Below are 26321 nucleotides of genomic sequence, written 5' to 3'. Positions count from 1 at the left end.
AATATGAGTGAAAAGTTACTGATTGTTGAAGATGACAAAAAATTAAATGATGGAATCCGTCTGGCTTTAAAGAATGATGCTTATTTCTTTTATCAGTGCAGAACTTTGCAGGAAGCTAGAGAAATCTTGAAAAAGGAAGATATCACATTGGTTTTATTAGATGTGAATTTGCCGGATGGGAATGGGATTGATTTTGTAAGAGAAATAAGGAAAAATAGTCAGGTGCCGATTATTCTGCTTACAGTAAATAACATGGAAGTAGATATTGTAACAGGATTGGAAGCTGGGGCAAATGATTATATTACGAAACCGTTTAGCTTGATGGTTTTGCGTGCAAGAGTGTCTGTGCAGCTTAGAAATAAAGAGGTAGCAGCTAAGAATTCTATGGAGCTTGATGGATTTGAGTTCTATTTCGATAAAATGGAATTTTTCAAAGATGGAGAACCTATTGAACTTAGTAAGACAGAACAAAAGCTCCTTAGAGTGCTGTGTGAAAACAGAGGAAAAGTATTGAAACGGGAATATCTGATTGACGAGGTATGGCAGGAAGATACAGAGTTTGTGGATGCCCATGCCTTGACTGTTGCTATCAAACGCCTCAGAGACAAATTAGAAGATGATACGCAGAAACCTGAATATATCAAGACGGTTTATGGAATTGGTTATACATGGGCGGTGAATGGATGATAGAAACAATTATGTTGATTGTAGTTATATTTGTCCTGAGCGGAGTTTTTTGGTACAGCTTTTTTTATCAGAAAGAAAAAAAGCTTTTGAACCGGTTGCAGCAAATGTTGGATTGTGCAATAGATGGAGAACTGGAACGGACAGAAATATCAGAAGAAAAGTATTCTGCTCTTGAAAACAGCATGAAACAATATATAGACAGTAGCTTTCTGGCAGGAAAAAATCAACAGGAACAGAAAGAAGTGATACAAAAACTTATTTCAGATATTGTGCATCAGACACTGACTCCTATTTCAAATCTGAAAATCTATGGAGAAATACTCTCTGAAGTGAGTAATGAAAATCAGGAGGAGATAGCTACCATTTTGGAGCAAACAGAGAAATTAGATTTTTTGATACAATCATTGGTCAAATTATCACGGATGGAGAGTGGAATTATCGCAGTACATTCGGAGGATACTACTATTAAGCAGATGCTTGAATCTATACAGCAGCAGTTTAATGTAAAAGTAAGGGAGAAGAATATTACTCTGAGCCTATGTGACACGGATTTGCATATTCGATGTGATTCAAAATGGACCGTGGAGGCACTCGGAAATATTGTAGACAATGCGATTAAATACACAGCATGTGGGGGAAATGTTCAGATAAAAGTCGAGCAGTATTCTTTTTTTGTAAAGATTGATATCATTGATGATGGCATTGGAATAGAAAAAGAAGAAATACCAAAGATATTTGGAAGGTTTTATCGGAGTCTGTCAGTGGCAGACCAGCCAGGAGTAGGAATTGGCTTATTCCTTGCAAGAGAGATCATTCAGGCACAAAAGGGGTATATAAAAGTGACATCAAAGAGAGGAAAGGGTTCTACATTTTCTGTGTTTCTCCCGATATCAAAAAAGGAATAGTATCAAAACTGTGATATTTCAGAAACCAGATGGAGACATTGTTATGATAAAGTCTGTATTGTAAAGATCAATACAGACTTTTTTGATGGGAGGATGGCATGAATATATTAAAAGCAGTGAATTTAAGAAAAATATATGGACAAGGAGAAACAGAAGTCAAAGCCCTTGATGGTGTAAATTTAGAAGTGGAAAAGGGGGAGTTTGTAGCGATTGTTGGAACTTCTGGGAGCGGAAAGTCTACGATGCTTCATATGATTGGAGGATTAGATAATCCAACATCTGGGCAGGTAATTGTGGATGGACAGAACTTAAGCCATATGACAGATGAAGAGCTTACCATTTTCCGACGTAGGAATATTGGTTTCGTATTTCAACAGTATAACTTGGTTCCGATGTTGAATGTATGGGAAAATATTATTCTTCCTGTGAAACTGGATGGAAAAAAGGTAGAAAAAGGTTATGTAGATAAAATTATTGATACACTGGGTATTCGGACAAAATTGGAAAACCTGCCAAGCGCTCTATCCGGTGGACAGCAACAGAGAGTGGCAATTGCAAGAGCCTTAGTTGCAAAACCTGCCATTTTGCTCGCTGACGAGCCGACTGGAAATTTGGATTCGAAAACAAGTCAGGATGTATTAGGGCTTCTGAAAGTAACCAGTAAGCGTTTTCACCAAACCATCGTTATGATTACCCATAATGAAGAGATTGCCCAGATGGCAGACCGGATTTTACAGATAGAAGACGGAAAAATTGTTTCAGACAGTGGTTTGGTATAGTGAGGACGATTATATGGTAAAAGTAGAGAATAAAGAAACGTTACGATTATTGACGAAACGTTTTATGAAAATGAACCGAGCAAGAAATATTATTGCTGTTATTGCAATCATGTTGACATCACTGTTATTTACAAGCCTATTTGTGGGGAGCGTATCCATGATACTTTCCAAAAGAGCAACAGAAATTAAGCAATTTATGGATTCATCCCATGCTATTGCGCAGAATTTGTCAGAAGAAGATGCGGAGAGATTGCAAAAAACAATAGAACAGGATGAAGATGTGGAACGATATGGTTCCGGTATTTTTCTGGGAGCTGGAATGGACGAGCGGTTTGGATTTTCCGTAGAGGTCCGATATGCAGATGAAAATATGGCAGAAAGTTTTAATTGTCTGCCGACTACAGGAAGATTGCCGGAGAAAAAGAATGAGGTAGCGCTTAGTAGCATGGTACTGGAAGCTATGGGTGTTACACCAAAGATTGGGGAAGAAGTAACGCTGACCTGGGAAGTAAATCCCATGCTGAAACAATATAAGACAGATACGTTTCAGATATGTGGATTCTGGCAGGGTGATAAGGCTGTTTTAGGACAGATGATCTGGGTATCCGAATCCTATGCAAAGGAAAATCGTTATCACGTTACACAGGATGAGTTACAAAATGGTATCTATAATGGCTGTAAAGAATATTCGGTCTGGTATAAGAATCTTTGGAATCTGGAAAAGAAAACAGAAAATATATCTAAGACAGCAGAATTTACGAAAGCAGGGACAGGATTGGAGGTCAATCCGGCATATAATCTTTTTGAAGAGGATTCATTTTCATTCACTTCCCTTATAGTAATGGTACTGTTTGTGATATTGGCTGGTTACTTAATTATTTATAATATTTTTAATATATCCGTGAAAACGGATATCAGAGCCTACGGATTATTGAAGAACGTGGGAACAACAGGAAAACAATTGAAAAAAATTGTGCGTATGCAAGCGTGGCGATTGTCTGTCATTGGCATTCCACTCGGTCTGTTTTGTGGTTATCTTGCAGGTCTTTTAATGGCTCCATCATTGACAGCAGATAATGAAATCACCGAACAGGCTGGGCAGACGGCTCTGACTGTAGTATCAGCAAATCCTTTGATTTTTATTGTTGCAGCACTTTTTACACTTTTGACGGTGTATCTTTCAAGTTTGCAGGCTTGTAGAATGGTTGAACGAGTATCTCCTGTGGAAGCTCTGCATTTGGCAGAAGGAGAGCAGTCAAGACGAAAAATGAAAAAAAATACTTCCGTAACATGGTGGGGGCTGGCAGCTCAAAATGTATTCCGGAACTGGAAAAAAGGATTAATTGTTATGCTTTCCATCGCTCTTTCTATGGTAGTGGTTAACTGTATTGTAATGCTGGTGCAGGGATATGACCTAGATTCATACAGGAAGATTCTTTTGCCAACCGATTTTAAATTAGATCAGATGACAGGTAATCTGTTAAATACGAATTTTAATGGTATTACACCTGAAATCAAAGAGATTCTGAATAAGTGTCCGGAAAGTGAGAAAACAGGATATGTGTATTATTCGGAAGAAAGACATAAGATGGAACCGGCACTTATGAAAACGTGGGAGACATTGGCAGAAAAAAACAAAGAAAACTGGACAGATTATGAAAAACAAATCTGGGAGAAAACAAAAGCGGATAATACTGTAAAGGTTCATTTCCTCGGAATTAGTGAAGCGGTGTTTGATATGTTAGAATGGAAAGGGGAAAAATGTTCCTGGGATACGTTTAAAAGTGGGGATTATGTGATTGTGGACTATAGTGATAAATATACAGAACAACCAGTTTCTTATTATCAGTCTGGCAAAACTTTTAAAATGGAGTACGGAAACGGAAAGCAGAAAGATTATGGGGTGATCGGAGAAGCTATGATGCCATATTCCCTGGATTATCCGTATGCAGATACTGTTTATATTACAGTAATGATCCCAGAAGAAGAGTATATCACCCAGACAGGAAATCAATCAGCAATGTATGCTGCTATTGATGCCAAGAAGGGAGAGGATAAGCAAGTAAAAGAATACATTGATAAAAATGTTTTGAAAGAAAATGATATGATAAATGTTTCTTCTGTATTGGATATGAAGGCGAGCTTTAGGCGGTTTGTCGGAAAATATTATATGATCGGTGGTTTCCTTGTTGTTATTTTAGCTTTTATAGGTATTATGAATTTCTTTAATACAACAACAACTTCTGTGATTAGCAGGAAAAAGGAGCTGGCACTTTTGGAGGTTGTAGGAATGACGAAAAAGCAGATATCAAAAATGCTGATTGCAGAAGGATTCATATATTTGGGAGGTGCATTTGTTATTGCAATCATACTGGTTGTGTTTGGTGCAGAAAAGATTTTATCAAATACGTTTGCTACGGCATTTTTCTTTCAACTGCATCTTACAATCGTGCCGTGCCTGCTTATGGTTCCGATATTAAGTGGAATTGCATATGCGATTCCAAAGTATCAGTTTAAAAAGATGAGTCAGGAAAGTGTAGTTGAAAGAATTCGTAAGGAATAATAACAATATATAAATTAGGCGTATGGATTTGCTGATCCATGCGCCTCTTTTTAAAGGAAATTATAATTCCATATCATGTGACTTTTTCTTAGATCGAGCAGGCTGATTTCGTTGCATCTCCTGTTTCCTTTGATATTCAAGTTTCCAGGCACGATGGGAAAAAACATCAGGATCTTCCACATTGAGATAATCTACCTCATTAGCGGCAATATCACGACGGTGATAGTCATAATACTTACCAAAAGTACCTTTGAGCTGCTCGATCAGCTTATCCCGGAAATCAGGACGTATCTGGATTCTGGTATCCAGTAATTCGGTATATTGTTCTGGTTCAGGACGAAATTTTTCTTCCCGGAAAGCGGCGGCGTCTTTTTCAAGCTGTTTTTGGAGCGAGATGTCCTGAGAATCCAGGACATCCAGATTTTTATTCATCTGGTCGTATTTCTTGGATAGATTCATCATATCTTTATCGGTAGTGCATTGTGCCTGGAAGATTAGCTGTTCTTTCCGTGATTTCAGTTCTTCAATTTCTTCGGTAACAGTGGTAAGCTGTTGATTCAATTTTATATGCTGGATGGGATTCAAAATACTGGTTTTCTCCTTTTGCACATTCAGTTCTTTCCGTTCCGCAACTTTCGCTTTGAGTTTCTTCTTAACAGCATTATATTTATTCAGTATTGGATTAAAATGATTCATCCAATCATGAATTACTTCTTTTTGCATCTCATTATGAAGTAAATGATACTGTGTAAAGATCATATGATTGCGGATTGCTTCCAATGTTTCTGCAATTATCGGAATAGACTTTTCTACAGCTTCCGCCAGTTTTGCTACCTGAACTTTCAATTCCCGGAGCATTTTGTTATCCGCACGAATTTGACGGTTGATTTCACAGCGGTCTGCTATCATGCCTTTCTTTTCCATATTCTGGGCAATGTAGCCTTCATGGATGGTTGGCTGTTCGGTGATTCCCTGATCTGCAAAGCTGCGGTGATCAATGGTAGCATTTATCTGATTACGTGCAAGCATTTCATTTACGGCATCTGCCCAGTTTGCCCGCCAGATGCAAAGTTGTTCATCACTGTTCCATTGTTCGGAAATAGGATTCTGTCTGCCATATCGGCTGCTCTTGGGGTGTTTATCAATCCGTTCATATCCTTTTTCCTGTGCAACAGAGGAAGTCAGATATTCTTTCTTTTTCCCAACTTTATAGCGATATTGCTTTTCCCATCCCTGTTTCTGAGCAGTTTTAAATTCAGAAGCAGTGAATCCTTTTTCTTCCCCATCTTTGATACAGAGATATTCTTTTTCGGTTTTATACTGCCATGTTCCATTTTCATTTAGTGGTCGGACAGTAAGAAGAATGTGTGCATGGGGATTGTGACCATCTGTATCGTGAATGGCAAAATCAGCACACATCCCCATATCTACAAAATTCTTTTTAATAAAATCTTGAAGAAGAGAAATATTGCTGTCTTTATCCAATTCAACAGGGAGTGCGACAACAAATTCTCTTGCCAGTCGACTGTCTTTGGTCTTTTCGGTTTCTTCCACAGCATTCCAGAGTTGTTCCCGGTCATTCCATTCCGATGGAGCCATTGGTGGAAGCATCACTTCCTGATAGATTAGCCCATGCTTTCTGGTATAGTCATGCTGGATACCATCATAATCATTGTACATCCGGCTACAGCTCATATAAGCAGAAGCAGCAACAGCAGACCGACCGGAACCACGGCTGACGACTTTGGCTTGCATATGATAAATTGCCATATCTGGCACCTCCTTTCGATGTTGCCTGCAACAGCGGATAAAGCCCTCGGCAGAGCGCACGAGCCCCGAAGGGGATACCACTGCCTGATTTATCAGGTGGTGAGTAAGTGCGCCCTTCGGGAGTAGAACTTGTGCGTTTACATTCCCCGTAGCCGGATCATCAGCTCCCGTTTCAGGGAATCTAAATCCATTTCTTTAATATGGGGAACAATACTTTCCAGAATGGCTCCTTCCTGGACTAATCGGTGTGTTCTGGCAACACGTTCTTTTTTGCGATTTCTTGCTTCGGCTTCTTCCTGGCGGTGTCTTGCCTGTAAAAGTGCTTTTTCTTCCGGTGTCATGATTCTTTTATCTGCCATATCTGGCACCTCCTTTTTATGCCCGTATCCGGGCAGTTTTGGTTTTAAAATCTTTTGGTTTGGTACTATGGTTTTAGATAACTGACAGTGGCATATTTCTGGTAATAAATGAGGAAAGAAAGTAGTACCACTGTCAGTGAAAAGTAATCATTGTGTTATACTTCTTCGAGTCAATTCTGGTTCGGAGCATGATTGTTCAACAGGATTTTTTTCGCCTGTTTTAAATTAGCTGTTGCATTGTCCTGACGAATATTCCGGTTATTGATACGGACAGGAATACATCTCTCCAGAATACGGTCATAAATTCGTTTGTGTGCGATATCAGCGGCGTTATTCAGCTCTGATAAAGTGAGATTGGTCGTTATGATCAGAGGCTTTTTACTGCGGTAACGACTGTCGATCACATTGAATACCTGTTCCAGTGCAAAGTCAGAGTTCCGCTCAATTCCGAGATCATCAATAATCAGAAGACTGTAGCGGTTTAAGCTGTTGATGAACTGGTTTCTGTCTTCAAAATGCATTCCGGTAAGGGTATTCAGAATCCGGGAAAAGTTGGTCATCAGTACAGGAACACCTTTTTCCAGAAGGGCATTGGCAATGCAGCCTGCAAAAAAAGATTTTCCAGTACCGACATCACCCCAGATAAGAAGTCCGGAAGCGTTTGCTTTCATCTCTTCCCAGTTGCTTACATAATTGTGTGCCAGTTTTATTTCTGGATTGATACCGTTATCCCTGGCAAAAGTGTAGTCATAGAGTGCTTTGTCCTGTAAGCCGCTGGTTTTAAGATGCTCTATTTCCATTTGTTTTTCATGAAGTTTTCTCTGGGCTTCTTCCTGCTCAAAGATTTCCTGCTGGCATTTACAGCGGATGGAAGGAATAAGAACCTTTCCCTGTAATTCATGCCGGCATTGTCTTGGCGTATTGCATTTGGAACAGTAGATCAGGTGGTCTGTTTCGTTAAAATATTCATCAGGCTGAAGCTCTCTGTTTGGTGTTATAGCGGTTGCTTTTTCTGTAAATCTTGTCATAGTGTTTCGTATTCCTCACTTTCGTAATTTCTTTGCTGGGAAGCAGGATGATCCTGTCTTGCCCAACTGATGATGGTAGCTGCATGGTTCTGATATTGCTTTCCGGTAGAAGCCATATAACCGGATAAGCGTTCAATATAATCCTTCCAGTCAGGGATTGTCTGCCGGATATCTTCAAGTTCTTTTTCTGACAGAAAAACATTTTGAAATTTTCCATAGGGTGAGAGTGGCTCCTTACTCCCTCTTATTGCTAAATGGTTCTTTTTTATCTCTTTCTTATTACCAGACAGTTTTCTGTCTGTATCGGGGAAAGAATCCTGTCTGTCAATAGGACAGTTTTCTGTCTGTCTTAGGGAAAGAAATCTGTCTGTATAGTGGATGGTTTCTTTTGGAAGTTTTACATAAATCCGATTGGGCTGTCCGGGTCCCTGCCGTTTTCGGAAGATAAGCTCCTGTTTTTCCAGTACTGCCAGAGCAGTTTTAACCGTCATCTGGCTTTTGTGGAGAACTTCTGCCAATGCTTCAATTGTAAAGTAAATGAACACATGACCAGCGATATCTGACCAGCCCTCATTTTTCTGGGAAAGCCTTGCCCGGTCGAGCAGGATAATATAAAGCATTTTGGCAGTTTCGTTTATTTCCATGTCCAGAAGAAAACGGGGAAACATCATATAAGATGGCAGGTTGGTGTCTGCTGTCAGAAAGTCCGTCATGTGTTCACCTCCAATCAGTTATTCGCCAAGAAAATCCCAGTCTACATCACTATCTGGCTGTGAATTTTCAGGTGTTGGAAAGGAAGCCCTGATTTGGGGCTCCCTTTGCGCCATGCCTGCAGTCAGTCCGAAAAGAAAAAGTGGCAATGCCTGTTTCAGACTGTTTTCCACTGCATCTACAATCTGTTTCACAAAAAGTTCTTCCCGTTCTCTTGTTTCCAGATAAGGATCAGCCCGTGTGCGGTAGTAGCGGTCAAAATAATCTACCAGTGCAAGAGAGATTACCTGACTGTAAGATTTAAAATCCTGCCTGTCCATTGTCTGTAAATATTCCCAAGCTCTCCGCTGCTGTTCTTTGTCCAGATTAAAACGCAGGTTTGTGTTGCGGATATTGTTCTGCATGGTTTATCCCCTCCTTTTCAGGCTCATATAAGCCAGAGATTCGTAACCTTTAGCAGTGGCGCAGATGTCATCAATGATGGTGACTTGTGATTTGTCATACGTTCCGAAGTTACGGATCAGGCATCCACCGCCGCCAACCACATACAGGCGCATCAGGTCAGGATTGTATTCATATTTGCGGAGCGTGGAAAAAAGTTCTGCCACATACTGTCTGACAATAGAACTGATACAATCCAGATATGGTGCTGAAATGTCAGCTGTTCCAAACCGCAGAATCTGTTCTACTGTGGATTCTTCAATTTTCACTCCGAATTTGTCCAGAACAGCGTTCTTTGCAGCAATCATGCATTGGTTTACACCAAGTTTTTCTGTCCAGCATCGGCTCTCCTGCGCTTTCTTATTGTTGATATACAGAATGTTCATGGTTCCGTTTCCGATATCTGCAAGGAGATTGGTTCCCTTGAAATCTCCAAGTTGGTTTACGATAGCCGGATACCCCTGTGGGTAAAGGCTGCATCCCACAAAGTGGAGATGATACTCTTTGCCGTTAAAAAGGTAACGGACTTCTGGATTCTGGAGCAGATAGGAACGAAAAGCTTCTCTTTGAGTTCTGATCCATGTCAGAGGAAGTCCGGCAGCCAGATGAACATCTGCTTCACGGATGGAAAAAACATTCAGTTCCCTTGCAATAGCCATTAGCGTCAGAAGATAATATTCTTCGTCCATAGCTTTATCCGGGATAAATTCTTTGTGTCCTTCGCCAATCCGGTAGTAAATGCCGTTATATTCCAGAATATTTCCGGTGAAGATTGGTTCGGTTTCATAGGCTTTGATGCCGGTTGGTGTGACGGTGTTTGCTGTTTTCATATTGCCGTAGCCATGATCTACAGCAATGATTTTTGTGTTTCTGAGTTCTCGCATAAAAAATACCTCCGTTTTCGTATTGATTGATTCAGCAGGTCGTACCGGTGTGGTACTGCTTTGCTGTGGGATAAGCATACGAAAATCGGAGGAAAAAGGCATTGAGGGGAAATTGAGAGAAAATTGAGAAAAGAAAATCTTGCGAAAAGAAACGGCAGCTCTGAAATTCAAAGCTGCCGTTTCAAATAGACGTATCAAATGGCTGTAACTTTCCGCGCCTTTGATAGAAAGACAACGCAAAGGGCGGAAAACAGAATGCCACAAACGATATATGCCCAATTAAAGAATAAAATATTGATTATATATCGAGCAGATGGCTGTGTAAAGAGGTTTACAAACGGCTCTCGGCTTGTGGCTGTTTTCATAACTCCGGCAATATTTGCAGGATCAATCCCGCAAAGAAACGCACCAATTAAGTACAAGGCTACTTTCTCAACGATGGATGGAATAAGTAACCCCAGCATATAGACCGATATTTTTTGCGATTTGCCGCATTTTCCAAGATACAGCATCTCCAAAAGACCCGGTATCACCGCAAGGCAAACGCCTAATATTGTTGGATTCAAAGTAAACCCTATGAGGATAAAGACAAATCGTATAATCAGGTATGAACTCAAAACGACCAACCAACCGCCGAGCAATACAGCTAAAGTATTTTTCTTGCTATGTGACTGCATTTTTTCACCTCCCTAAAGGACGATCCACTTTAGGAAACGTCAAAATTACGGTTGTACCGCCATTAGTATTTGAATGAATATCTATTTTTATTGTTAAGTCACTCGCCATTTGCTGCACAAGATATAGACCCATTCCCGTAGAACGGCTCAAATAGCTGCCTACGTCCCCGGTAAAGCCCTTGTCAAAGACAAACGGGAGATCAGACGCAGGAATACCTGTGCCGTTATCGCAGATGGATAGAACAATCTGCCCAATTTCTTTATTGTCGCTTACCGAGAAATGAATAGCAGGAATGGCATCATTCGTGGCATACTTTACGCTGTTGCTGATAATCTGCCCCAAGATAAACATGAAGCCTTTTTTATCAGAAATTGCGGTGCAGTTGTTTCCAGAATATGTGACTGAAAAATGGGCTTCTTCGAGCAAAGATAAATTGTCCTCGACTGCTTCCTTGCAAGTTTCTAAGATAGGAAGCGGTTCAAAATAATAGTCTTTGTGAGTTGCCCCCAGCCGTGAAAAATACAAAATCTGTTCTACATTTTGTCGTGTATGGTCGCGCACATATAGCATACGGGTATGCACCAGCGGTGACATTTCATCCTTTCGGTTATCCAAAAGAAGCGTCATAAGAGATAGCGGTTTCTTGATTTCATGCACCCAATTTTCAATGTAACTCTCGTATTCGGTAATCTTTAATTGCTGTTCGTTCACATATTCCAGTTGCGTTCTCAAATGATGGGCTAACTCATGGATATATGGGTGCATTGATGCAGGTGTGCTTTCGCACAGCAGATACTCATTTGTGTCGTCTGGCTCTAACAGGAAGCGGCGAAAAGCGGTATCTATTTTACTGCGTCTATGGATTGTACAGGCAAAAGGAATAACAAGCGCGACAAATGATACAAACATCATTAGCCCCACAAGATTCAAGAAATCTCCAGGATAAGCCACCCATGCCAGAAATACAAAGAACAGATCCAAGCAGACGAGAGTAATCAGCCAAACACGATTAGATGATATATAAGTCAAGAGCGTATGCAATTTTTTCATAATTCCACCTGCTCTTTCAGACGGTAGCCTTGTCCGCGCACCGTTTCAATGCGATCATCAAGCCCAACTTCACGCAGCGTTTTCCGCAGTCGTGTAAAATTGACTTGCAGCACATTTTCGTCTATAAACTCCTCTGTTCCCCAAAGCACATGAAACAGGTCGCTCTTTGAGACAAGGTTCGGGCTGCTTTTCAAAAGGGTGAGAAGTATTTTTCCCTCATTCTGCGGAAGAACATAAGATTTCTTTCCTGCATAGAGCGTAAAAGTGTTTGGATCAAGCAAGAAGCCGCCCCCGTTAAGTAATCCCTGTTGTATCTGTTCTTCCTTACGGCGCAAGAGGTTTTTAATGCGGGCAAGAAGCCGTTCCGTGTTGCATGGCTTTGTCAGGTAATCGTCCGCCCCTAATCCTAAGGCATGAAGCTCGTCCTGTAATTTATCTCTTGCAGTTAATATCAGCACAGTCCCAAGTTGCTTGGCCTTTATCTCTTTGCAGACTTCAAAGCCAGAGTGAAAAGGAAGATTGATGTCGAGCAATATCAAATCCGGTGAAAGAGCCAATATTTGTGATATGGCATTTTCAAAGTTAAGCAAAGGAACAGCGTTATATCCCGCTTTTTTCAAGACATCAATCAATTCTTCACGCATATATACATCATCTTCAACCACAACTATTTGCGCCAATATGAACACCTCCTTTCCTGAGTACGCTTATTAAGAATTTGGTTTCCAATTTAATTTGCTGATTTCACGGTTTGCTGTCCGCGCAATAGCCACACCGTACAATGCAAGCATACAAACAACGACAAGCGCCATAGCAAGTAGCATAGGATAAGACTGTTGCAGCTTTGCCGTATCTGAGTATAGGTAATGCTGCATTGCGCAAATTCCGACTGTGCCGCTGATACACGCAGGAATCAACGGGAGCAGGAAATACCATAGCACCTGCTGATTTATGGAACGCTTCATTTGCTCGCGCCGTGCTCCCAAAATAGAAAGTGTTGCATACCTTGCTTTTGTTTCCCGCATTTGTGTCAGAAATTGAAGGGCAAGCAGAGCGCAAGCGATAATTAGAAGCATAAAGCCCATGTATAAGGTCGTGTAACTTCCAGAAATCACATAAAATAGCTGCCGTCCAAAATTATCCAAATAGCTTTCGTAGTACAGGCCAGAGGGTTTTAACAGATCACGAGCCTCCATAATTGACGCCATCAGGCCGTTGGCTTCCACAGTTTCGCTCGGAATACAGAAATTGTGATAAACAGTAACGGTATCTGGATTTACATATTTGGAATATACTTCATCGGGAACAATCAATGCAGTTACGATGTTTACATTTTCATCCGCAGTCAAGCCTTTCATCGGTACTGACGGGATAAGCGTAATTGGCAGTCCGTTAATAGAAATCAAAACTTTGCCATTAGCCTGTGCGTCTTCTGCAATCTGGTTCAACATGGCGGTGTTTTCTTCTTTTGTACTCCCAAAAAAATCCGGGTTAAGATAGAATACAGCTTCGCCACTTCCAAGAACGATAGCTTTTTCTCCGGCTGCTTCCAGCAATTCGTTATATGAAGATACTGGAATTAAAAATGGCAAAGTACCCATAGTATCAATACACCCTAAAAGGTTAAGCGCGGCCGGTTGATTGGAACTGAACTCATAGCTTGTAGCTCCTTGTGTGGCGGGATCCTCTACTTCTGGCGGCAGATTCAAAACAACCTGTTCACGCAGCCCGGACCAATCTATGAAAGAGTTCGCTTCCACGGAAGTTGGGTGTTTCATTGTTCCTGTTTCCATGCGACTCAAATCCGCTACATAGGGCTGCATTTGCTTACCCGAAAGATATTTTTCAACAGTCGCTTCATTGCCCGTGACAGTAAAATCGTAAACAGAAGATCCTCGCGTCGTTTGGTTCCCATACGACATAATGCGGGTTGATCCGTCTGCAATGAGCATGATAGTAAGCATAATCAAAATAGATGCAACGCCGATTGAAATATACTTGTGGACTATATTTTCGTGTAACTGTCGCAGTGTGAAAATATATAGACCGTGTGTTGTGTTGCGCTTCACAGAAGCCGCCGCTGCGCTCAACAAGCCTGCAAGCCCACGGATAAAAAGCATTGTTCCCACAATACCTAATATCATGGCAACAATTATCATCATACCGCCAGCAACCATGAAATACTTTAGGATGACCCAATATGCAAGCGTCAAAATTATCGCTCCGAGAATGAGGGAAAATAAGTTCCCACCCATTTTTCCGACTTGCTGTTTCTTCGCCATTTCTCCATAAAGGAGTTGATGGATTTCTTTGTTGAATAGTTTTCCACAAAGGATGAACAACGCGACAACTTGAATCATTAGAAATCCAAGCGTTGTCAAGAGAACAGCACTCACAGAAAAACTTGACTGATGTGCAATTATGCCACGACCTACAAGCCGCGCCGTAGCAAGGCTGATTACCTCTGATAAAAAGCCGCCGCAGATTAGGCCACCCAAAAGGGCCAGCAGGGATGTGATTAGCCCCTCTGCCATGATTTGAATAAACAAGTGTCGCTTTGTCATTCCAAACATCAGGTAAAGCCCTAATTCCCGGCTCCTACATTCAAGCTGATATTTGTTTGCAAAAATGACAAGAAAAAATACAAACAGTAGCGAAAAAAGATAAACTGTCGGCATTAGCATTGTCAGGAGTCGATTAACAGCGTCACTTTCGATTTCCTCCAAGAAGCGCATCACGTCCTGGTTTCCAAGGGAGAGAACGATATAAAATGTGGCTACAGCCGTAACCATAGTAAGAAAATAAATCAGGTTCTCACTACGGTTTCGTTTGGAGTTTCGCCACGCAAGGTTAAAGAACATTTGCGCTCCCTCCTCCCATCTGTGCCATTACCTGTAAGATACGCGCATAAAATTCCTCTCGTGTTTCAGTCGGAATTTTCCGACGCAGCTCATGGAAAATCACACCGTCCTGTATGAATAGGATTCTGGAACAAAAACTTGCAGCGTTCGGGTCGTGTGTTACCATCAAAATTGTGCGTCCGCGACCTTGATTAATCTCGTACAGTTTTTCCATAAGCAATCGCGCTGCCTTGGTATCCAATGCCCCAGTTGGCTCGTCCGCCAAAATAATATCGGGGTCGGAAATCAAACTGCGGGCGGCAGCGACGCGCTGTTTTTGGCCACCTGACATCTGCGCTGGAAATTTGGAAAGCACATCCGTGATTCCAAGAAGTCCTGCAATGTCATTCAACTTCTTCTCCGCAGCAGATATATCTACATTATGGATAGAAAGTGGCAGCAGGATATTTTCTCTGCCAGTCAAGTTGTCAAGCAAAGCAAAATCCTGAAACAGATAGCCTATTTTATTGCCTCGATACTCAGCCAGTTTTTCGCTATCAAAGGAACTCACATTTGCGCCGGAAAGCAGGACTTGCCCGGAGGTCGGTTTAATAACTGTAGCAATGCAATTTAGCAGGGTCGTTTTCCCTGATCCGCTTGCACCCATGATCCCTAAAAATTCGCCATCAAGAACATCGAAGGTAATGCCATTGAGGGCTTTTGTAGGAACGCCCTCTTTCGTATATACCTTGTGTATATCTCGGACTTCCAATAGTTTTTCTTTGCAATTCATATTATCACCTTTCGCCTTTTTACTTTTTGGTTAGTTGCTGATTATATTTTACTGCATGGCAGGAAGATAAAACACTTACAGTTGATGTAAGGTTTCTATGAAGAATAACGGCGGGCAATATGTCCGCCGTAAAATTATGTTTATTCCGTTAAAAATTTGATATTTGTTGTCCAAGAAAGAAACCAACTTGTGGATATAATTCCTGTATTTCCTGGCATTTTTTCTCAATCATTTCCGGTTCATCAGCCCAGATTTTTTCATAAATCTTGAAAGCTCTTTTAAAATGTGTTTTAGCCTGCGGAAGATTGGCGGTCATTAGGTAGATGATTCCCAAGGTTTCTTGCACTGTAGCATAATCAAGATTACAATCAGAGTTATATTCCTTGATGATTTTTGATACTTTTTGCAGGACAGATATTCCTTTTTCTGGTGACTGCTGTTCTGTCAGTAACATAGCATAGTTGGTAATCTGAGGAATACTGTCATTGGTATAAAGTAAATTGTACTGTTCAAGCAGAAAAAGACCTTTTTCCATATGTTCCCTTGCAAGAGCCGGATAACCGTTCATGCGGTAAAGGCCTCCGAGATTTGAATGGAGATTGGAAACAAGATGAGCATTCTCTTCTGTAATTTCTTTAATCAGTGCAAGGGCATCCTTTTCCAGTTTTATTGCTTTTTCTGGCTTGGTTTCAAGAGTAGCCTGAAAATCCAGTAATAATGCCCGGTCAGAATCGGTGCCAATACCTTTTGATTTTAAAAGGCATTTTAGTTCTTGAAGTAATGCTTTCATGCCTTTTTTATAATCATATTTTTGCATATATGGAAAAGCATTTTCCAGAAAAAGTAGATATTTTGGCATGTCATCCTTTTGAATCAATTCTATGACATTTTCTATTGTCTGAAACAGCTTCTTGTAATAATCAACCTCAATCCCATGCATTAAACATATTTGCTGTAAAGAATTCAGTAATGTGTGGCAACTGCTTACAGATGGCTTTGTTTCTGAAAGGGCAATTTCCTGGATCATCGGATGCAGGGAAATAGTGTGGCGAGTATTAGTCTGTATAAAGCCAGTTTCTATCAGATCATTGATTTCATTCAAATTTGATAAGTGCATCCAGTTTGCAAAAATTCTTGCTGACAGACCAGAAGATGGAAGAAAGCACATATTTGACATCAGATTTTGCTGAAATTCCGAAAGTGTATAAAGGGAGAACAGTGTGTGAATATGATGATAATAGGTTGCTTTGCTGCTTTGGCCGTCTTTAATAATCCGAATGTCATCTTCACTTTCTAATGCTGTTTTTTCTTCCTGTAATTTTTTTAATAACTGAGCTGGTGACAGAATTCCATTGTTCAGAAGTTTGGCAGCCAGTTCCACTGCAAATGTATGGCAGTGTACGGTTTCAATAATTTCTTCCACAACAGATTTATATTCGGACGCTTCTGGATAAAAGGAAGAAACCAGTTCAAATAGTGCTGAAGAATCCGATAGCTCAGATAATGGAAACAGGGCATAACCAGTAAGATTGCTTCTGGTCGTAAATAAAATCCGACAGTGATATTTCATGACAACAGAAAGAAAATTGTCCTGTGTGGCAGTCACATTGAAATTGTCAATGATAAGCAGGGTATCTTCTCTCAGGGAGCGAAGGTAGCGGTTGTGATTATGAAAACGCTTTTCTTCGCTGATACCTGGCATATCATCTGTAAAGTCCATCTCCGTAACAGACTGATGCAGATCTCCAGTGTATTCAATATAAAGGATGTTGGTATAGTATTTTTTATACTTTCTGGCATATGCTTTAGCTAATTCACTTTTTCCAATGCCTGGTATGCCATAAAGAAATACTTTGGAATTGTTTTCCAGACATTCATGAAGATTTTCTATTTCGGATTCTCTGCCAACAAAATGACGGCAGGGTTTTGGAACTTCACTGTCAGCAATATAGCCAAGAACAACAGGAGACAAGGAGCCTCCGGCAAGAAGCTTTTGGTTCTTTGTATCACGCTTGACAAAGGTACGTTCCATTCCAAAGCAGAGGATCTGTGAAAGAAACAGAGTTTGTGTGTCTGCTGAAAGATACAAAGATGAAATCTGTTCTTTCTTTTTATCAGAGATACTTGGGTCTTGTATAAAAAGCAGATATACATCGGATAAAGCCTTATCCGGATCAAACATCATAGACAGAATCATCTGTTCCAGAGTATTTGAAAGTTTTAGCTGAGAACTTTTGGCAGAATAGTAGTTGATAAGTTTGGGACTGACTTTTGCCTGTCCGCTCATCCAACGGCATACAAGTCCATTATCAAAAGAAAAATCTGCACCTTCCGGACTGGAAAGAAAGTCATCAAATACTTCATATAAAAATTCAGACTGATTCAACTGATTGTTTTCCCGCACGTAGCTTCGTAAAATTGTCATAATAGAACTAAAATCACATCGATCCAATAGGCATTTCCTCTTTTCCGTAAAATATAACTGGTGAATAAGTTTTCTTGAATAAAGATATCATACCATGAACATACATTCGATTCAAGAAAATGAAATATGTTTTATTAGTGTTTTTCTCAATTTGGAGTCAATTTCGATTCAATGCTGTTTGAGGGTATGTTCTGTAAAATAAGCTCAGATCAAAACAATGACAGGAGGAGCTTATGCAACAGAATATTGAATTTGAGCGGTGCATTGATTTTCTGGTACGGATGATTGATAAGTACGGCGATGAAGTCCTCCGGGAGTTGGAGGAAGAAAAACAGAATAAAGAAGAAAAAGAAGCGGCAGTTTCCTGAAATACAAAATGTAAATCAGACTGTCGCTTTTTTGTGAAATTACTCGGCTGCGTTATCTTTTACTTCTGCAAGCATAATCTGCTCAAGTCGGTCAATATCTGGAAATACAACTTTTTTGCCTTTGGAATGAAGCTGACGAATTTTCTTCATACGTGTTGTTACTTCTTTGTGAAGGGAATGCTTAACAGGAACCGGATTATTATTTCGAGTATGTATGTGGTCAAGATAGTAATCTCTGATTGGAAACATATTCTGGAGAAGAAAAGCAGCTTCTTTTCCATCAAATTCGCCTAAAACAATCGTTAGGCACTTTCCGTATTTAGCCACCTGTTTATCGTGTATTGCTTTAAATTTTTTTACACGCGAACTGAGCGGAACCATCCATAACAGAGAAGTTTTACTGTCACGCAGACAGTAAAAAGTAGGACGATATGTACCGCCCTCTTTGTTCTGCATTAAGTTGGAATCCTGTACTTTTTCAAAGTATTCATCTTTAATATGGTAAACGTATCCTTCTTGGTATATCATGTTCATCACCTATAAAATAAGCCCTGCCATGCGGCAGGGCCGAAATTTTCGAGCCGGACATTTATTAGACGCTTCCGGTGAGCGAACAATATTTTCGAGCCGATCACTTATAAGCCGCCAACGGTGGGCGAACAATATTTTCGATGACAGAAATCCTGTCTCTATCATTATTATATGGTTGTAACGAAAATATGTCAATAAAAAATAAAAAGAAGTATTGAAAATAGTTGGAACAAGTACTAAAATTAAGTTGGGACAACAAAACAGAGTTATACTGCGAGGAAGATTATGAAGAATAAAAAGATTAAATGCGATATATATACCAGAGTATCCACAACCATGCAGGTGGATGGCTACAGTCTGGATGCTCAGAAAGAAAAACTGAAGAGATATGCGGAATTTCAGAATATGGAAATCGTAAATGAGTATTCCGATGAAGGTAAGTCTGGAAAAAGCGTAGAGGGCAGACCGGAATTTCAGAGAATGTTGGATAATATTGAGAATGGAACAGATGAGGTACAGTTTGTACTGGTGTTCAAGCTTTCCAGATTTGGTCGTAATGCGGCAGATGTATTAAACTCTCTGCAAAGAATGCAGGACTTTGGGGTAAATCTGATCTGTGTTGAAGATGGAATTGACAGTTCCAAAGATAGCGGAAAGCTGATGATTTCTGTTTTATCTGCGGTGGCAGAGATTGAACGAGAAAATATCCTTGTTCAAACAATGGAAGGACGTAAGCAGAAAGCCAGGGAAGGAAAATGGAACGGTGGGTTTGCTCCATATGGCTATGAGCTGGTAAATGGAGAATTGCAGATTGCAGAGGACGAAGCAGAGATTATTCGTCTGATTTATGATAAATTTATTCATACCAATATGGGAATCTCTGCGATTGCTGCATGGCTGAACCAGCATGGATATAAAAAGAAAAAACGACAGAATAATACATTGGACGCATTTGCCTCTTCCTTTATAAAAGGCGTTCTGGATAATCCGGTATACTGTGGAAAGTTGGCTTATGGGCGAAGGAAGAACGAGAAAGTTTCTGGAACAAGAAATGAATATCGCATTGTAAAGCAGGAAAATTATATGCTGCACGATGGTATCCATGAAGGGATTATTTCAGAAACAGACTGGGAGCTGGCTCATCAAAAACGAGAAAAAACAGGTGTGAAATATGAAAAGACACATAGTCTCGATCATGAGCATATCTTATCTGGAATATTGAGATGCCCGCTATGTGGAAGCGGTATGTATGGGAACGTGAATCGAAAGAAAAAGAAAGACGGAACTTTATATAAGGATTATTTCTATTATGCCTGCAAACATCGTCGCCTGGTAGACGGTCATAAATGTGGATATCGTAAACAATGGAGTGAGGAGAAGATTAACAATGCAGTAGAAGAAGTTATTCGGAAGCTGGTGAAGAATCCAAAGTTTGAGGAAGCAATACTGAATAAAATCGGTTCAAGAATAGATACAGAAGAAATAGAAAAAGAGATTGAAGGATTGGAAAAGCAGCACAGGCAGCTGACCGGAGCAAAAGCAAGACTTGGACAGCAGATGGACAGTCTGGATATTATGGATAAATTTTATGAGAAGAAATATCAGGATATGGAGACAAGGTTATACCGTTTGTATGATGAGATTGAAGGCGTGGAGAACAGTATAGAGGAAGTAAAGAATCGCCTGCTGAATATTCAGCAACAGAAAATATCAGAAGAAAACGTCTATCAATTTCTTTTATATTTTGATAAACTATATGATAAGTTCACCGACCTAGAGAAGAAAGAATTTCTTAACAGCTTTGTAGAACAGGTGGACATTTACGAGCAGGAGCAGCCAGATGGCAGATTCCTGAAGCACATAAAGTTCCGTTTTCCGGTGTATTTTGGAGACAGGGAAACACAGGAACTTTGTTGGGACAACGAAAGTACCGTTGAGACTTGTGTGTTGCTACAACGAAGAGCTATGTAGAAATCCTTAATTTTAGGCACTTTGCGAAGCATTTCGTGTTTTCACCAGAGGGGAAAAATAGTCGCGATAAACACCTCAAAAACTATTTTGATGTTTCGGTGGTTGTTGCTATAGGGTGTGGGAACACAACAAATTAAATACTAATTTCAGGGATACTTGTTAAATATCCTACAGAATTTAATTGTCGAAAATATAGAGAGAATATTAAGTGCGAATGTCTAGTAAACATAGATTTTCTATGGGATTCGCACCAAAAAATAGTTCATATTTAGGTTGAATATGAAATTGATAGTGTGATAGACTTGTAATTATAGAGAAAAATTAGTAGAATTAGCAGAAAGTTGAACGATTGTAACAGAAAAATTAGTCAACATTGCTGTCGCTCCCTTCACGGGGAGCGTGGATTGAAATAGATTCATTCGCACAATCATGTTATCTGTAATGTGTCGCTCCCTTCACGGGGAGCGTGGATTGAAATTTATGTGAATACAGGGATTGAAGAATTGATACCCGTCGCTCCCTTCACGGGGAGCGTGGATTGAAATGTCACCTAGCACAGTTACATCAAGAGCAACTGTGTCGCTCCCTTCACGGGGAGCGTGGATTGAAATCAAGAACACGACAGCACTTACAAAGGACACAATTGTCGCTCCCTTCACGGGGAGCGTGGATTGAAATCTTTGTAGTCAGAGCTCCTGATGCCGCCAAAACCTGTCGCTCCCTTGACGGGGAGCGTGGATTGAAATGTAGGTGTCGCTCCACTTGTAAACCAAAACGGATGTCGCTCCCTTCACGGGGATGAGGTGTTTAAATATTTGAAGATATATAGAGACAGTCTGTCAGACGAAACGGAGATCAAAGACGTAGAAGAATTGTTAAAGTATTATATCAATAATAGAGAAGGTCTGATAGCGTATCAGTCACAAGGATTAAACTTACCGGAACATCCGGATGGATTGGAATACAGAAACATGGGAACTATGGAAAACCACATCTGGAGCGTGATTGCAAAACGAATGAAGCACAGTCATACCTGCTGGAGTAAACGGGAAAATCATCTGGCAAAGATTCTTGCAAAGAAATGCGGTGGAAAGTTATACGAAGTAACAGAAAAGTCAAAGCATGCCATATTCAAGGAAGAGACCGTGGAAGAAATTCTGATGGCAGAGGAAGTGGCTAAAAAAGTAGGAAAAGGATACGAATACCCTACCATAGGTCACATGGTAGGATTGGAGGGTAAAATAATAGGTGAACGCAAGAAACTGTTTGCAATGTCAGGATTTTAGTAAACAACTGTCAGAGAGAATGATAAGAATAAAGTGACAATTGCGAGGCTTTCGTAAGGCGGTTGGTGCTAATTTCTGCCACCAAGCGAAGTGTTTGATCTGAAGGTGAGATTTCGCGAATGGTGGATAAGAGATGTACGAACCGCGTATAAAACGTAGTGTGTCGCAAATGTTGTCATTCATGCTGACAGTGTAAAGAGAATCTGTATGAAAAAAAGTGCCAACGATTACTTGACAGTAACACTTATGTGTTAAAATTGTAAAAAGAATTGACTTTTTGTAGAGGAGATGCTAAAGTTTAAGTAGGCCGTAGGGAGGCAAGGGTAATGCCCTAATCCAAATATCCTATTAGCGGGATTAAGAATGGTATATCCATTCTTTTTTTTTACCGAAAAGAGGTGATTTGATGGCAAATATAGAACCGCCAATAACACTTGAAGAACAAGTAATGCAAATGAAAAAATATGTTTCGTTTAGACAGCGTAAGAAAATGAGAGAGTTTCTTGAGTATGTAGGTTATTTTCGTGCGAGTAGATATGGAAAGTTTTTGCTGTCAAGAGTTGGTGTGACAGGTGCCAAATCAAAAGAGGATGCATTATTTGCTTTGTATAAGTTCGATGTGGAGCTTAGAAGAATATTGAATTTTTATTGTAATAGGACAGAGGTACGCTTTAAAAGTGCATTATCTAATGCCTGTTCAATAAAACTGAATAGTGGAACTTTTTATTTGGATAAACAGTCATATACTCCTTCACAAGGTGAAAAGGATGCGAAGAAAAGAAAGCAAAATATAGCGTTTTTTAATAATTATTTATCTAAAAATTTTATATCTGATTTTTGATTATCCGCATAAACACTATACTTTCAAGCATTTTGAAATATAGGAAAGCACTCATTTTACCACGAATTTACCACGATTGAATGAGCCTTGATATGACGTAAGAATTTGAAAAGGACACCGTATAGTTTGGTGTCCTTTTACATGAAAATCATTAGTCGCTATTGATTGTTATTATACATTTTGTTAATTGTTCTTATTTCTTTTACGTTTTTTACCGAATAAAACAGCTAATACACCGGTTGAACCAGCAAACATAGAAGTAAACAATCCTACGTTTGTCATATCACCTGTTTTTACAGGGTTCTTTTGTCCGCTAGGCTTTGTTGGAGTAGTTGGCTTGCTCGGTTTCTGTGGCTGTTGTGGACTTACAGGTTTATTTGTTGCTTTTTCTTTTACGGTAACTGTAATTGTTTTTTCAGTAATTGCACCATTTTTATCTACTACACGGAAAGTTACATGATAAGTGCCAGCCTTAGAAGTATCTACATCATTTGCAATAATGTTATCTTTTGTTAAAATAATCGTTCCGTCCTCTTTATCTGTTGCCGTCACATTTGCCAATGGGTCGAACGTATCGCCTACATTCAATGTAACATCATTTGCTGAAATGATTGGAGCAGAGTTAAGGTCGCCTGTATTTTGTTTCACAGTTACAGTAATCGTTTTTTTAGCAGAAGCTCCGTTTTTATCTGTTACTTTATAAGTCACATGGTAAGTACCAGCCTTAGAAGTATCTACATCATTTGCAACAATATTATCTTTTGTCAAAGTGATAGTTCCGTCCTCTTTATCTGTTGCTGTTACATTTGCCAATGGGTCGAAAGTATCGCCTACATTCAATGTAACATCATTTGCTGAAATAGTTGGTGCTGTATTGTCTTCTCCTTGTGAGTTTAACGATAATTCCACTTTTAAAACGACGTTTCCGTCTTTATAAGTACCGCAATCATACTCATAAGTAACTGGTTTTTTTACATCATCTACCGTTATAATTCCTGTATCTTTATCTAAAGTTCCATTTGCAGTAACTTTTACTTTTGAAATATCTATTCCTTGTTCAACATCTTTTTTTAAGTCGATTTTATTCCCTTTAATATCAATATAACCGTTGCCTACAAAAGCATGATTATTTTCAAGAACTTTATTCTCTCCGACATTTAACCAGTATAAATCATCGCAAATTAATTTTTTAATTTTTGTGTTTTTACTTATATCAAGACCTCTTATCCCTTGTTCAAAAATTTCACCGCAACGTAGCATTTCAAGTTCTAAATTATTGCTTAAATCTAATTTTTTAATAGTTGTATCATGACAAAAAAGGCGTGTCAGTTTTGTGTTTTTTGTTACATCTAATTCAGCTATATTTGTCATATAACATGATAGTTGTTTCAAATTAGGGTTCTTACTTATATCAAGTGTTTTTACTTTTGTATCTCCTATATCTAAAGTGACTAATTGCGGATTATGTGTGACATCAAGTTCCATTAATCCTGTATTGCTACAAGATAGTTGTTCTAAGTTAGGATTGTTTGTTACATCTAAATTGGAAATAGAGGTACTATCTGCAAATAACGTATTCAATTTTTCATTCTTAGATACATCAAGACTGTTAATTGATGTATTATCGCAAACGAAAGCTTCCAAATTCGGATAACGTGTTAAATCAACGCTTCTTACTTTTGAAGAACGACAATCTAATCTTTTTAAAGATGAGTTTTTAACCGGACTTAAGTCTGAAACAGAAGTCGTAGAAACATCTAAAGACTGCAAATTTGTTAGATATTGAATACCCTCTAATGAAGATATCGTTTTCATATCATGCAAGTTTAAGAATTGGGCTTTTGATATTTCATCAACAGATAACACACTATCGCCGTCTTTATCAAATTCTGCAATGATTTGTTCTCTAAATACTTTGTCTGGAAAATGTGCTTCATCAATAGCAATGCTTCCAGCTTTTACTTCTGTATTTTTGCTTGCTTCAACGGTCTTATCTTCGGTAACCACTTCTTTTTCTGGTGTTGCAGGTGTTTCCTGTTTTGTACTTTCTTCTTTTAAAGTTTCTGCATTTTCAGCAGTTTCTTCCTGTTCCTTGTCTGTTATATTCTCTTGTACTTCTGCGTTTTCTGTTTTCTGTTCCACAGGAACTTGCTCTGTCTTGTTTTCTTCTACAACGGCTTCCTGCACAACTTCTGTGTTTTCCTGTGCCATGACAGGAGTAGGAAGCCCTGTAAGTGCAGTTGTTGTTCCAATCATCAATGCGGAACTTACTGCAAGGACTTGTTTTTTCTTCATAGTTTGTTCACTCCTTATTTTTCATAAATTCTTTGCATAGAAAAACGCACAAACTCCCCCTTATAACTGGATAATCTGTGCGTTCTGTTTATTATTGATAGAATTGAAAAAAGGGCAGAATTTACTTGTCTGTCTGTCGCAAGCGTAACAATGTGTGAACATGACTGTCAACCCTTTCTTTCAAAAAAATTCAATCCTTGCTTCTATACAAAAAACATTATACTGGAAACAAACACCTCTTTCAATCTTTTTATGCGTGCAAGATAAAAAAATTGAGACATCACACTTTTCCTTTTTTCCTCTTGAGTACCCACAACAGAAAAGAAAAAGCCCTGTCAAGAGCTTGCCACCATTGGTGGTGCTTTGCACTCTTGATCGGGCTTTTTGTTTGCTGTATCTTCTCGCAAGAGGAAAAAGATTACTCGTCCTCATCATCAAAATGGTTATTCCTTAATACTTCCCGTAACAGTTCCATATCCTCTTTTGAGTTCGGATTTATCATTTTCACGACTTGATAAGGTGTCCTATATTTATGTCCCTCTATGCTTTCCCCAAACATATCCATACTGTATAAATCATCATAGCGGTCTAGTAATTTTTGAAACTTCAAATGCTGGATAAATTCTTTGATTGGGTAAAGGTCGGACGCTTCAATGCTTTTCCCGTTGATATAGTCTGTAATGTATTCCCGTAACTTTTCCAACTCATATTCCAGCCATTCTTCCTCGCTGTCAAAGAAGTTATCATAGTGTCCGTGTTTCAGTTCTGCATTTAGACGTTCTTCTGTTCTTAAAAACTGACAGACTTCTTTTTCAGACTGATTGACATACTTCCATTCTCCCGATAATAATTCATTCGGCGTTACGTCCAGCACTTCCATTATCTTTTCCAGCGTTTCATAAGCAGGATAGTTCAACCCTCTTTCAATCTTGGAAAGGCTCTGCATATTGATACCGATTTTGTCCGCAAGTTCCTGTTGTTTCATTCCCCTAAATTTTCTTATGGTCTGTATATTATTTCCTAAATGGCTTATTTTCATTGCACAACCCTCCATATCTCGTTATATCTTCACTGTTATAAGTCTATCATGCTTAATATGATTTGTAAAGACAAAAA

At 39.4% G+C, this 26321-nt stretch carries 22 protein-coding genes, 1 pseudogene and 1 CRISPR repeat array; of the genes and pseudogenes, 8 read left to right on the top strand and 15 right to left on the bottom strand.

The genetic code is table 11. From position 1 onward, the window contains the following. Positions 1 to 3 precede the first annotated feature (3 nt). The 4 genes from BQ5364_RS14360 (at position 4) to BQ5364_RS14345 (ending at position 4934) form a co-directional block, all read left to right on the top strand. On the top strand, positions 4 to 687 hold the full coding sequence (locus tag BQ5364_RS14360; RefSeq protein ID WP_071144513.1) for a response regulator transcription factor: 684 nt from the start codon (positions 4 to 6) through the stop codon (positions 685 to 687). After that, entirely contained in the window at positions 684 to 1592 is a 909-nt protein-coding gene (locus BQ5364_RS14355) for a sensor histidine kinase (RefSeq protein ID WP_071144774.1), read from the top strand. The genes BQ5364_RS14360 and BQ5364_RS14355 overlap by 4 nt, the downstream gene beginning before the upstream one ends. 98 nt (positions 1593 to 1690) lie before the next feature. Next, positions 1691 to 2371 carry an ABC transporter ATP-binding protein gene (locus BQ5364_RS14350; protein WP_071144512.1) on the top strand — a complete coding sequence of 227 codons (681 nt, stop codon included), beginning with the start codon at positions 1691 to 1693 and terminating at the stop codon, positions 2369 to 2371. Positions 2372 to 2384: 13 nt separating this feature from the next. After that, complete coding sequence (locus BQ5364_RS14345) at positions 2385 to 4934, top strand: ABC transporter permease (protein WP_071144773.1); 2550 nt, start codon at positions 2385 to 2387, stop codon at positions 4932 to 4934. 60 nt (positions 4935 to 4994) lie between these two features. Here BQ5364_RS14345 and mobQ read toward each other — a convergent pair whose 3' ends face one another. From mobQ to BQ5364_RS14285, 12 genes are all read right to left on the bottom strand, one after another. Further along, positions 4995 to 6704, bottom strand: a complete 1710-nt coding sequence (gene mobQ / locus BQ5364_RS14340) for a MobQ family relaxase (RefSeq protein ID WP_071144511.1) — start codon at positions 6702 to 6704, stop codon at positions 4995 to 4997. Between the two features lie 137 nt (positions 6705 to 6841). Beyond that, positions 6842 to 7063 (bottom strand): DUF3847 domain-containing protein, encoded by a 222-nt coding sequence (locus BQ5364_RS14335; protein WP_071144510.1) that lies wholly within the window; start codon positions 7061 to 7063, stop codon positions 6842 to 6844. 170 nt (positions 7064 to 7233) lie between these two features. Then, positions 7234 to 8091: an ATP-binding protein gene (locus tag BQ5364_RS14330; protein WP_071144509.1), complete on the bottom strand. Its 858-nt coding sequence runs from the start codon at positions 8089 to 8091 to the stop codon at positions 7234 to 7236. Next, complete coding sequence (locus BQ5364_RS14325) at positions 8088 to 8804, bottom strand: replication initiator protein A (RefSeq protein ID WP_071144508.1); 717 nt, start codon at positions 8802 to 8804, stop codon at positions 8088 to 8090. Before BQ5364_RS14325 ends, BQ5364_RS14330 begins: the two co-directional genes overlap by 4 nt. An 18-nt stretch (positions 8805 to 8822) precedes the next feature. After that, positions 8823 to 9206 carry an adenylate cyclase gene (locus BQ5364_RS14320; RefSeq protein WP_071144507.1) on the bottom strand — a complete coding sequence of 128 codons (384 nt, stop codon included), beginning with the start codon at positions 9204 to 9206 and terminating at the stop codon, positions 8823 to 8825. Positions 9207 to 9209: 3 nt separating this feature from the next. Further along, the gene (locus BQ5364_RS14315; protein ID WP_071144506.1) at positions 9210 to 10127 is read right to left on the bottom strand and encodes a ParM/StbA family protein; all 918 of its coding nucleotides are present in this window, start codon (positions 10125 to 10127) and stop codon (positions 9210 to 9212) included. 194 nt (positions 10128 to 10321) lie between these two features. Continuing rightward, complete coding sequence (locus tag BQ5364_RS14310; protein WP_071144505.1) at positions 10322 to 10804, bottom strand: hypothetical protein; 483 nt, start codon at positions 10802 to 10804, stop codon at positions 10322 to 10324. Positions 10805 to 10808: 4 nt separating this feature from the next. Then, entirely contained in the window at positions 10809 to 11855 is a 1047-nt protein-coding gene (locus BQ5364_RS14305; protein WP_071144504.1) for a sensor histidine kinase, read from the bottom strand. Then, entirely contained in the window at positions 11852 to 12535 is a 684-nt protein-coding gene (locus BQ5364_RS14300) for a response regulator transcription factor (RefSeq protein ID WP_071144503.1), read from the bottom strand. The genes BQ5364_RS14305 and BQ5364_RS14300 overlap by 4 nt, the downstream gene beginning before the upstream one ends. A gap of 30 nt (positions 12536 to 12565) precedes the next feature. Beyond that, the gene (locus BQ5364_RS14295; RefSeq protein ID WP_071144502.1) at positions 12566 to 14716 is read right to left on the bottom strand and encodes an ABC transporter permease; all 2151 of its coding nucleotides are present in this window, start codon (positions 14714 to 14716) and stop codon (positions 12566 to 12568) included. Beyond that, positions 14706 to 15488, bottom strand: coding sequence for an ABC transporter ATP-binding protein (locus BQ5364_RS14290; protein WP_071144501.1), 783 nt, complete (start codon positions 15486 to 15488; stop codon positions 14706 to 14708). The genes BQ5364_RS14295 and BQ5364_RS14290 overlap by 11 nt, the downstream gene beginning before the upstream one ends. Positions 15489 to 15636: 148 nt before the next feature. Beyond that, positions 15637 to 17874 carry a tetratricopeptide repeat protein gene (locus BQ5364_RS14285; protein WP_071144772.1) on the bottom strand — a complete coding sequence of 746 codons (2238 nt, stop codon included), beginning with the start codon at positions 17872 to 17874 and terminating at the stop codon, positions 15637 to 15639. Between the two features lie 272 nt (positions 17875 to 18146). Here BQ5364_RS14285 and BQ5364_RS18490 point away from each other — a divergent pair, with 272 nt between their 5' ends. Next, on the top strand, positions 18147 to 18281 hold the full coding sequence (locus tag BQ5364_RS18490; protein ID WP_255646893.1) for a hypothetical protein: 135 nt from the start codon (positions 18147 to 18149) through the stop codon (positions 18279 to 18281). A gap of 39 nt (positions 18282 to 18320) precedes the next feature. On the opposite strand, the gene cptIN is transcribed toward BQ5364_RS18490, so the two are convergent. Further along, a complete protein-coding gene (gene cptIN / locus BQ5364_RS14280; protein WP_071144500.1) occupies positions 18321 to 18809 on the bottom strand; it encodes a type III toxin-antitoxin system CptIN family toxin in 489 nt (162 codons plus the stop codon). A gap of 288 nt (positions 18810 to 19097) precedes the next feature. Here cptIN and BQ5364_RS14275 point away from each other — a divergent pair, with 288 nt between their 5' ends. The 3 genes and pseudogenes from BQ5364_RS14275 to BQ5364_RS14270 all read left to right on the top strand — a co-directional run bounded on the left by BQ5364_RS14275 (position 19098) and on the right by BQ5364_RS14270 (position 22910). After that, a complete protein-coding gene (locus BQ5364_RS14275; protein ID WP_071144499.1) occupies positions 19098 to 20783 on the top strand; it encodes a recombinase family protein in 1686 nt (561 codons plus the stop codon). Between the two features lie 378 nt (positions 20784 to 21161). Beyond that, positions 21162 to 21529: direct repeats of the CRISPR family, unit length 33 nt; unit sequence GTCGCTCCCTTCACGGGGAGCGTGGATTGAAAT. Positions 21530 to 21583: 54 nt separating this feature from the next. Then, positions 21584 to 22069 (top strand): annotated as a pseudogene (locus tag BQ5364_RS17825) (ISLre2 family transposase); the annotation flags it as partial. Positions 22070 to 22475: 406 nt separating this feature from the next. After that, complete coding sequence (locus BQ5364_RS14270; protein ID WP_136017831.1) at positions 22476 to 22910, top strand: Abi family protein; 435 nt, start codon at positions 22476 to 22478, stop codon at positions 22908 to 22910. A gap of 183 nt (positions 22911 to 23093) precedes the next feature. Here BQ5364_RS14270 and BQ5364_RS14265 read toward each other — a convergent pair whose 3' ends face one another. Continuing rightward, positions 23094 to 25205 carry an immunoglobulin-like domain-containing protein gene (locus BQ5364_RS14265; protein WP_004610982.1) on the bottom strand — a complete coding sequence of 704 codons (2112 nt, stop codon included), beginning with the start codon at positions 25203 to 25205 and terminating at the stop codon, positions 23094 to 23096. Positions 25206 to 25623: 418 nt separating this feature from the next. After that, positions 25624 to 26244, bottom strand: coding sequence for a type II toxin-antitoxin system RelB family anti-toxin (locus BQ5364_RS14260; RefSeq protein ID WP_009242236.1), 621 nt, complete (start codon positions 26242 to 26244; stop codon positions 25624 to 25626). Positions 26245 to 26321: the final 77 nt, after the last annotated feature.

It is taken from the genome of Coprococcus phoceensis (genome assembly GCF_900104635.1).
In the GTDB taxonomy this organism is placed as follows: domain Bacteria; phylum Bacillota; class Clostridia; order Lachnospirales; family Lachnospiraceae; genus Faecalimonas; species Faecalimonas phoceensis.
The sequence above is the reverse complement of the archived record's forward strand: the minus strand, read 5'-3'. Positions and strand labels throughout refer to the sequence as shown.

What these genes read in the sequence shown, in the direction of transcription:
- BQ5364_RS14360 (WP_071144513.1), top strand. Translation starts at nt 4, where the DNA reads ATGAGTGAAAAGTTACTGATTGTTGAAGATGACAAAAAATTAAATGAT.
- BQ5364_RS14355 (WP_071144774.1), top strand. Translation starts at nt 684, where the DNA reads ATGATAGAAACAATTATGTTGATTGTAGTTATATTTGTCCTGAGCGGA.
- BQ5364_RS14350 (WP_071144512.1), top strand. Translation starts at nt 1,691, where the DNA reads ATGAATATATTAAAAGCAGTGAATTTAAGAAAAATATATGGACAAGGA.
- BQ5364_RS14345 (WP_071144773.1), top strand. Translation starts at nt 2,385, where the DNA reads ATGGTAAAAGTAGAGAATAAAGAAACGTTACGATTATTGACGAAACGT.
- mobQ (WP_071144511.1), bottom strand. Translation starts at nt 6,704, where the DNA reads ATGGCAATTTATCATATGCAAGCCAAAGTCGTCAGCCGTGGTTCCGGT.
- BQ5364_RS14335 (WP_071144510.1), bottom strand. Translation starts at nt 7,063, where the DNA reads ATGGCAGATAAAAGAATCATGACACCGGAAGAAAAAGCACTTTTACAG.
- BQ5364_RS14330 (WP_071144509.1), bottom strand. Translation starts at nt 8,091, where the DNA reads ATGACAAGATTTACAGAAAAAGCAACCGCTATAACACCAAACAGAGAG.
- BQ5364_RS14325 (WP_071144508.1), bottom strand. Translation starts at nt 8,804, where the DNA reads ATGACGGACTTTCTGACAGCAGACACCAACCTGCCATCTTATATGATG.
- BQ5364_RS14320 (WP_071144507.1), bottom strand. Translation starts at nt 9,206, where the DNA reads ATGCAGAACAATATCCGCAACACAAACCTGCGTTTTAATCTGGACAAA.
- BQ5364_RS14315 (WP_071144506.1), bottom strand. Translation starts at nt 10,127, where the DNA reads ATGCGAGAACTCAGAAACACAAAAATCATTGCTGTAGATCATGGCTAC.
- BQ5364_RS14310 (WP_071144505.1), bottom strand. Translation starts at nt 10,804, where the DNA reads ATGCAGTCACATAGCAAGAAAAATACTTTAGCTGTATTGCTCGGCGGT.
- BQ5364_RS14305 (WP_071144504.1), bottom strand. Translation starts at nt 11,855, where the DNA reads ATGAAAAAATTGCATACGCTCTTGACTTATATATCATCTAATCGTGTT.
- BQ5364_RS14295 (WP_071144502.1), bottom strand. Translation starts at nt 14,716, where the DNA reads ATGTTCTTTAACCTTGCGTGGCGAAACTCCAAACGAAACCGTAGTGAG.
- BQ5364_RS14290 (WP_071144501.1), bottom strand. Translation starts at nt 15,488, where the DNA reads ATGAATTGCAAAGAAAAACTATTGGAAGTCCGAGATATACACAAGGTA.
- BQ5364_RS18490 (WP_255646893.1), top strand. Translation starts at nt 18,147, where the DNA reads ATGCAACAGAATATTGAATTTGAGCGGTGCATTGATTTTCTGGTACGG.
- cptIN (WP_071144500.1), bottom strand. Translation starts at nt 18,809, where the DNA reads ATGATATACCAAGAAGGATACGTTTACCATATTAAAGATGAATACTTT.
- BQ5364_RS14275 (WP_071144499.1), top strand. Translation starts at nt 19,098, where the DNA reads ATGAAGAATAAAAAGATTAAATGCGATATATATACCAGAGTATCCACA.
- BQ5364_RS14270 (WP_136017831.1), top strand. Translation starts at nt 22,476, where the DNA reads ATGGCAAATATAGAACCGCCAATAACACTTGAAGAACAAGTAATGCAA.
- BQ5364_RS14265 (WP_004610982.1), bottom strand. Translation starts at nt 25,205, where the DNA reads ATGAAGAAAAAACAAGTCCTTGCAGTAAGTTCCGCATTGATGATTGGA.
- BQ5364_RS14260 (WP_009242236.1), bottom strand. Translation starts at nt 26,244, where the DNA reads ATGAAAATAAGCCATTTAGGAAATAATATACAGACCATAAGAAAATTT.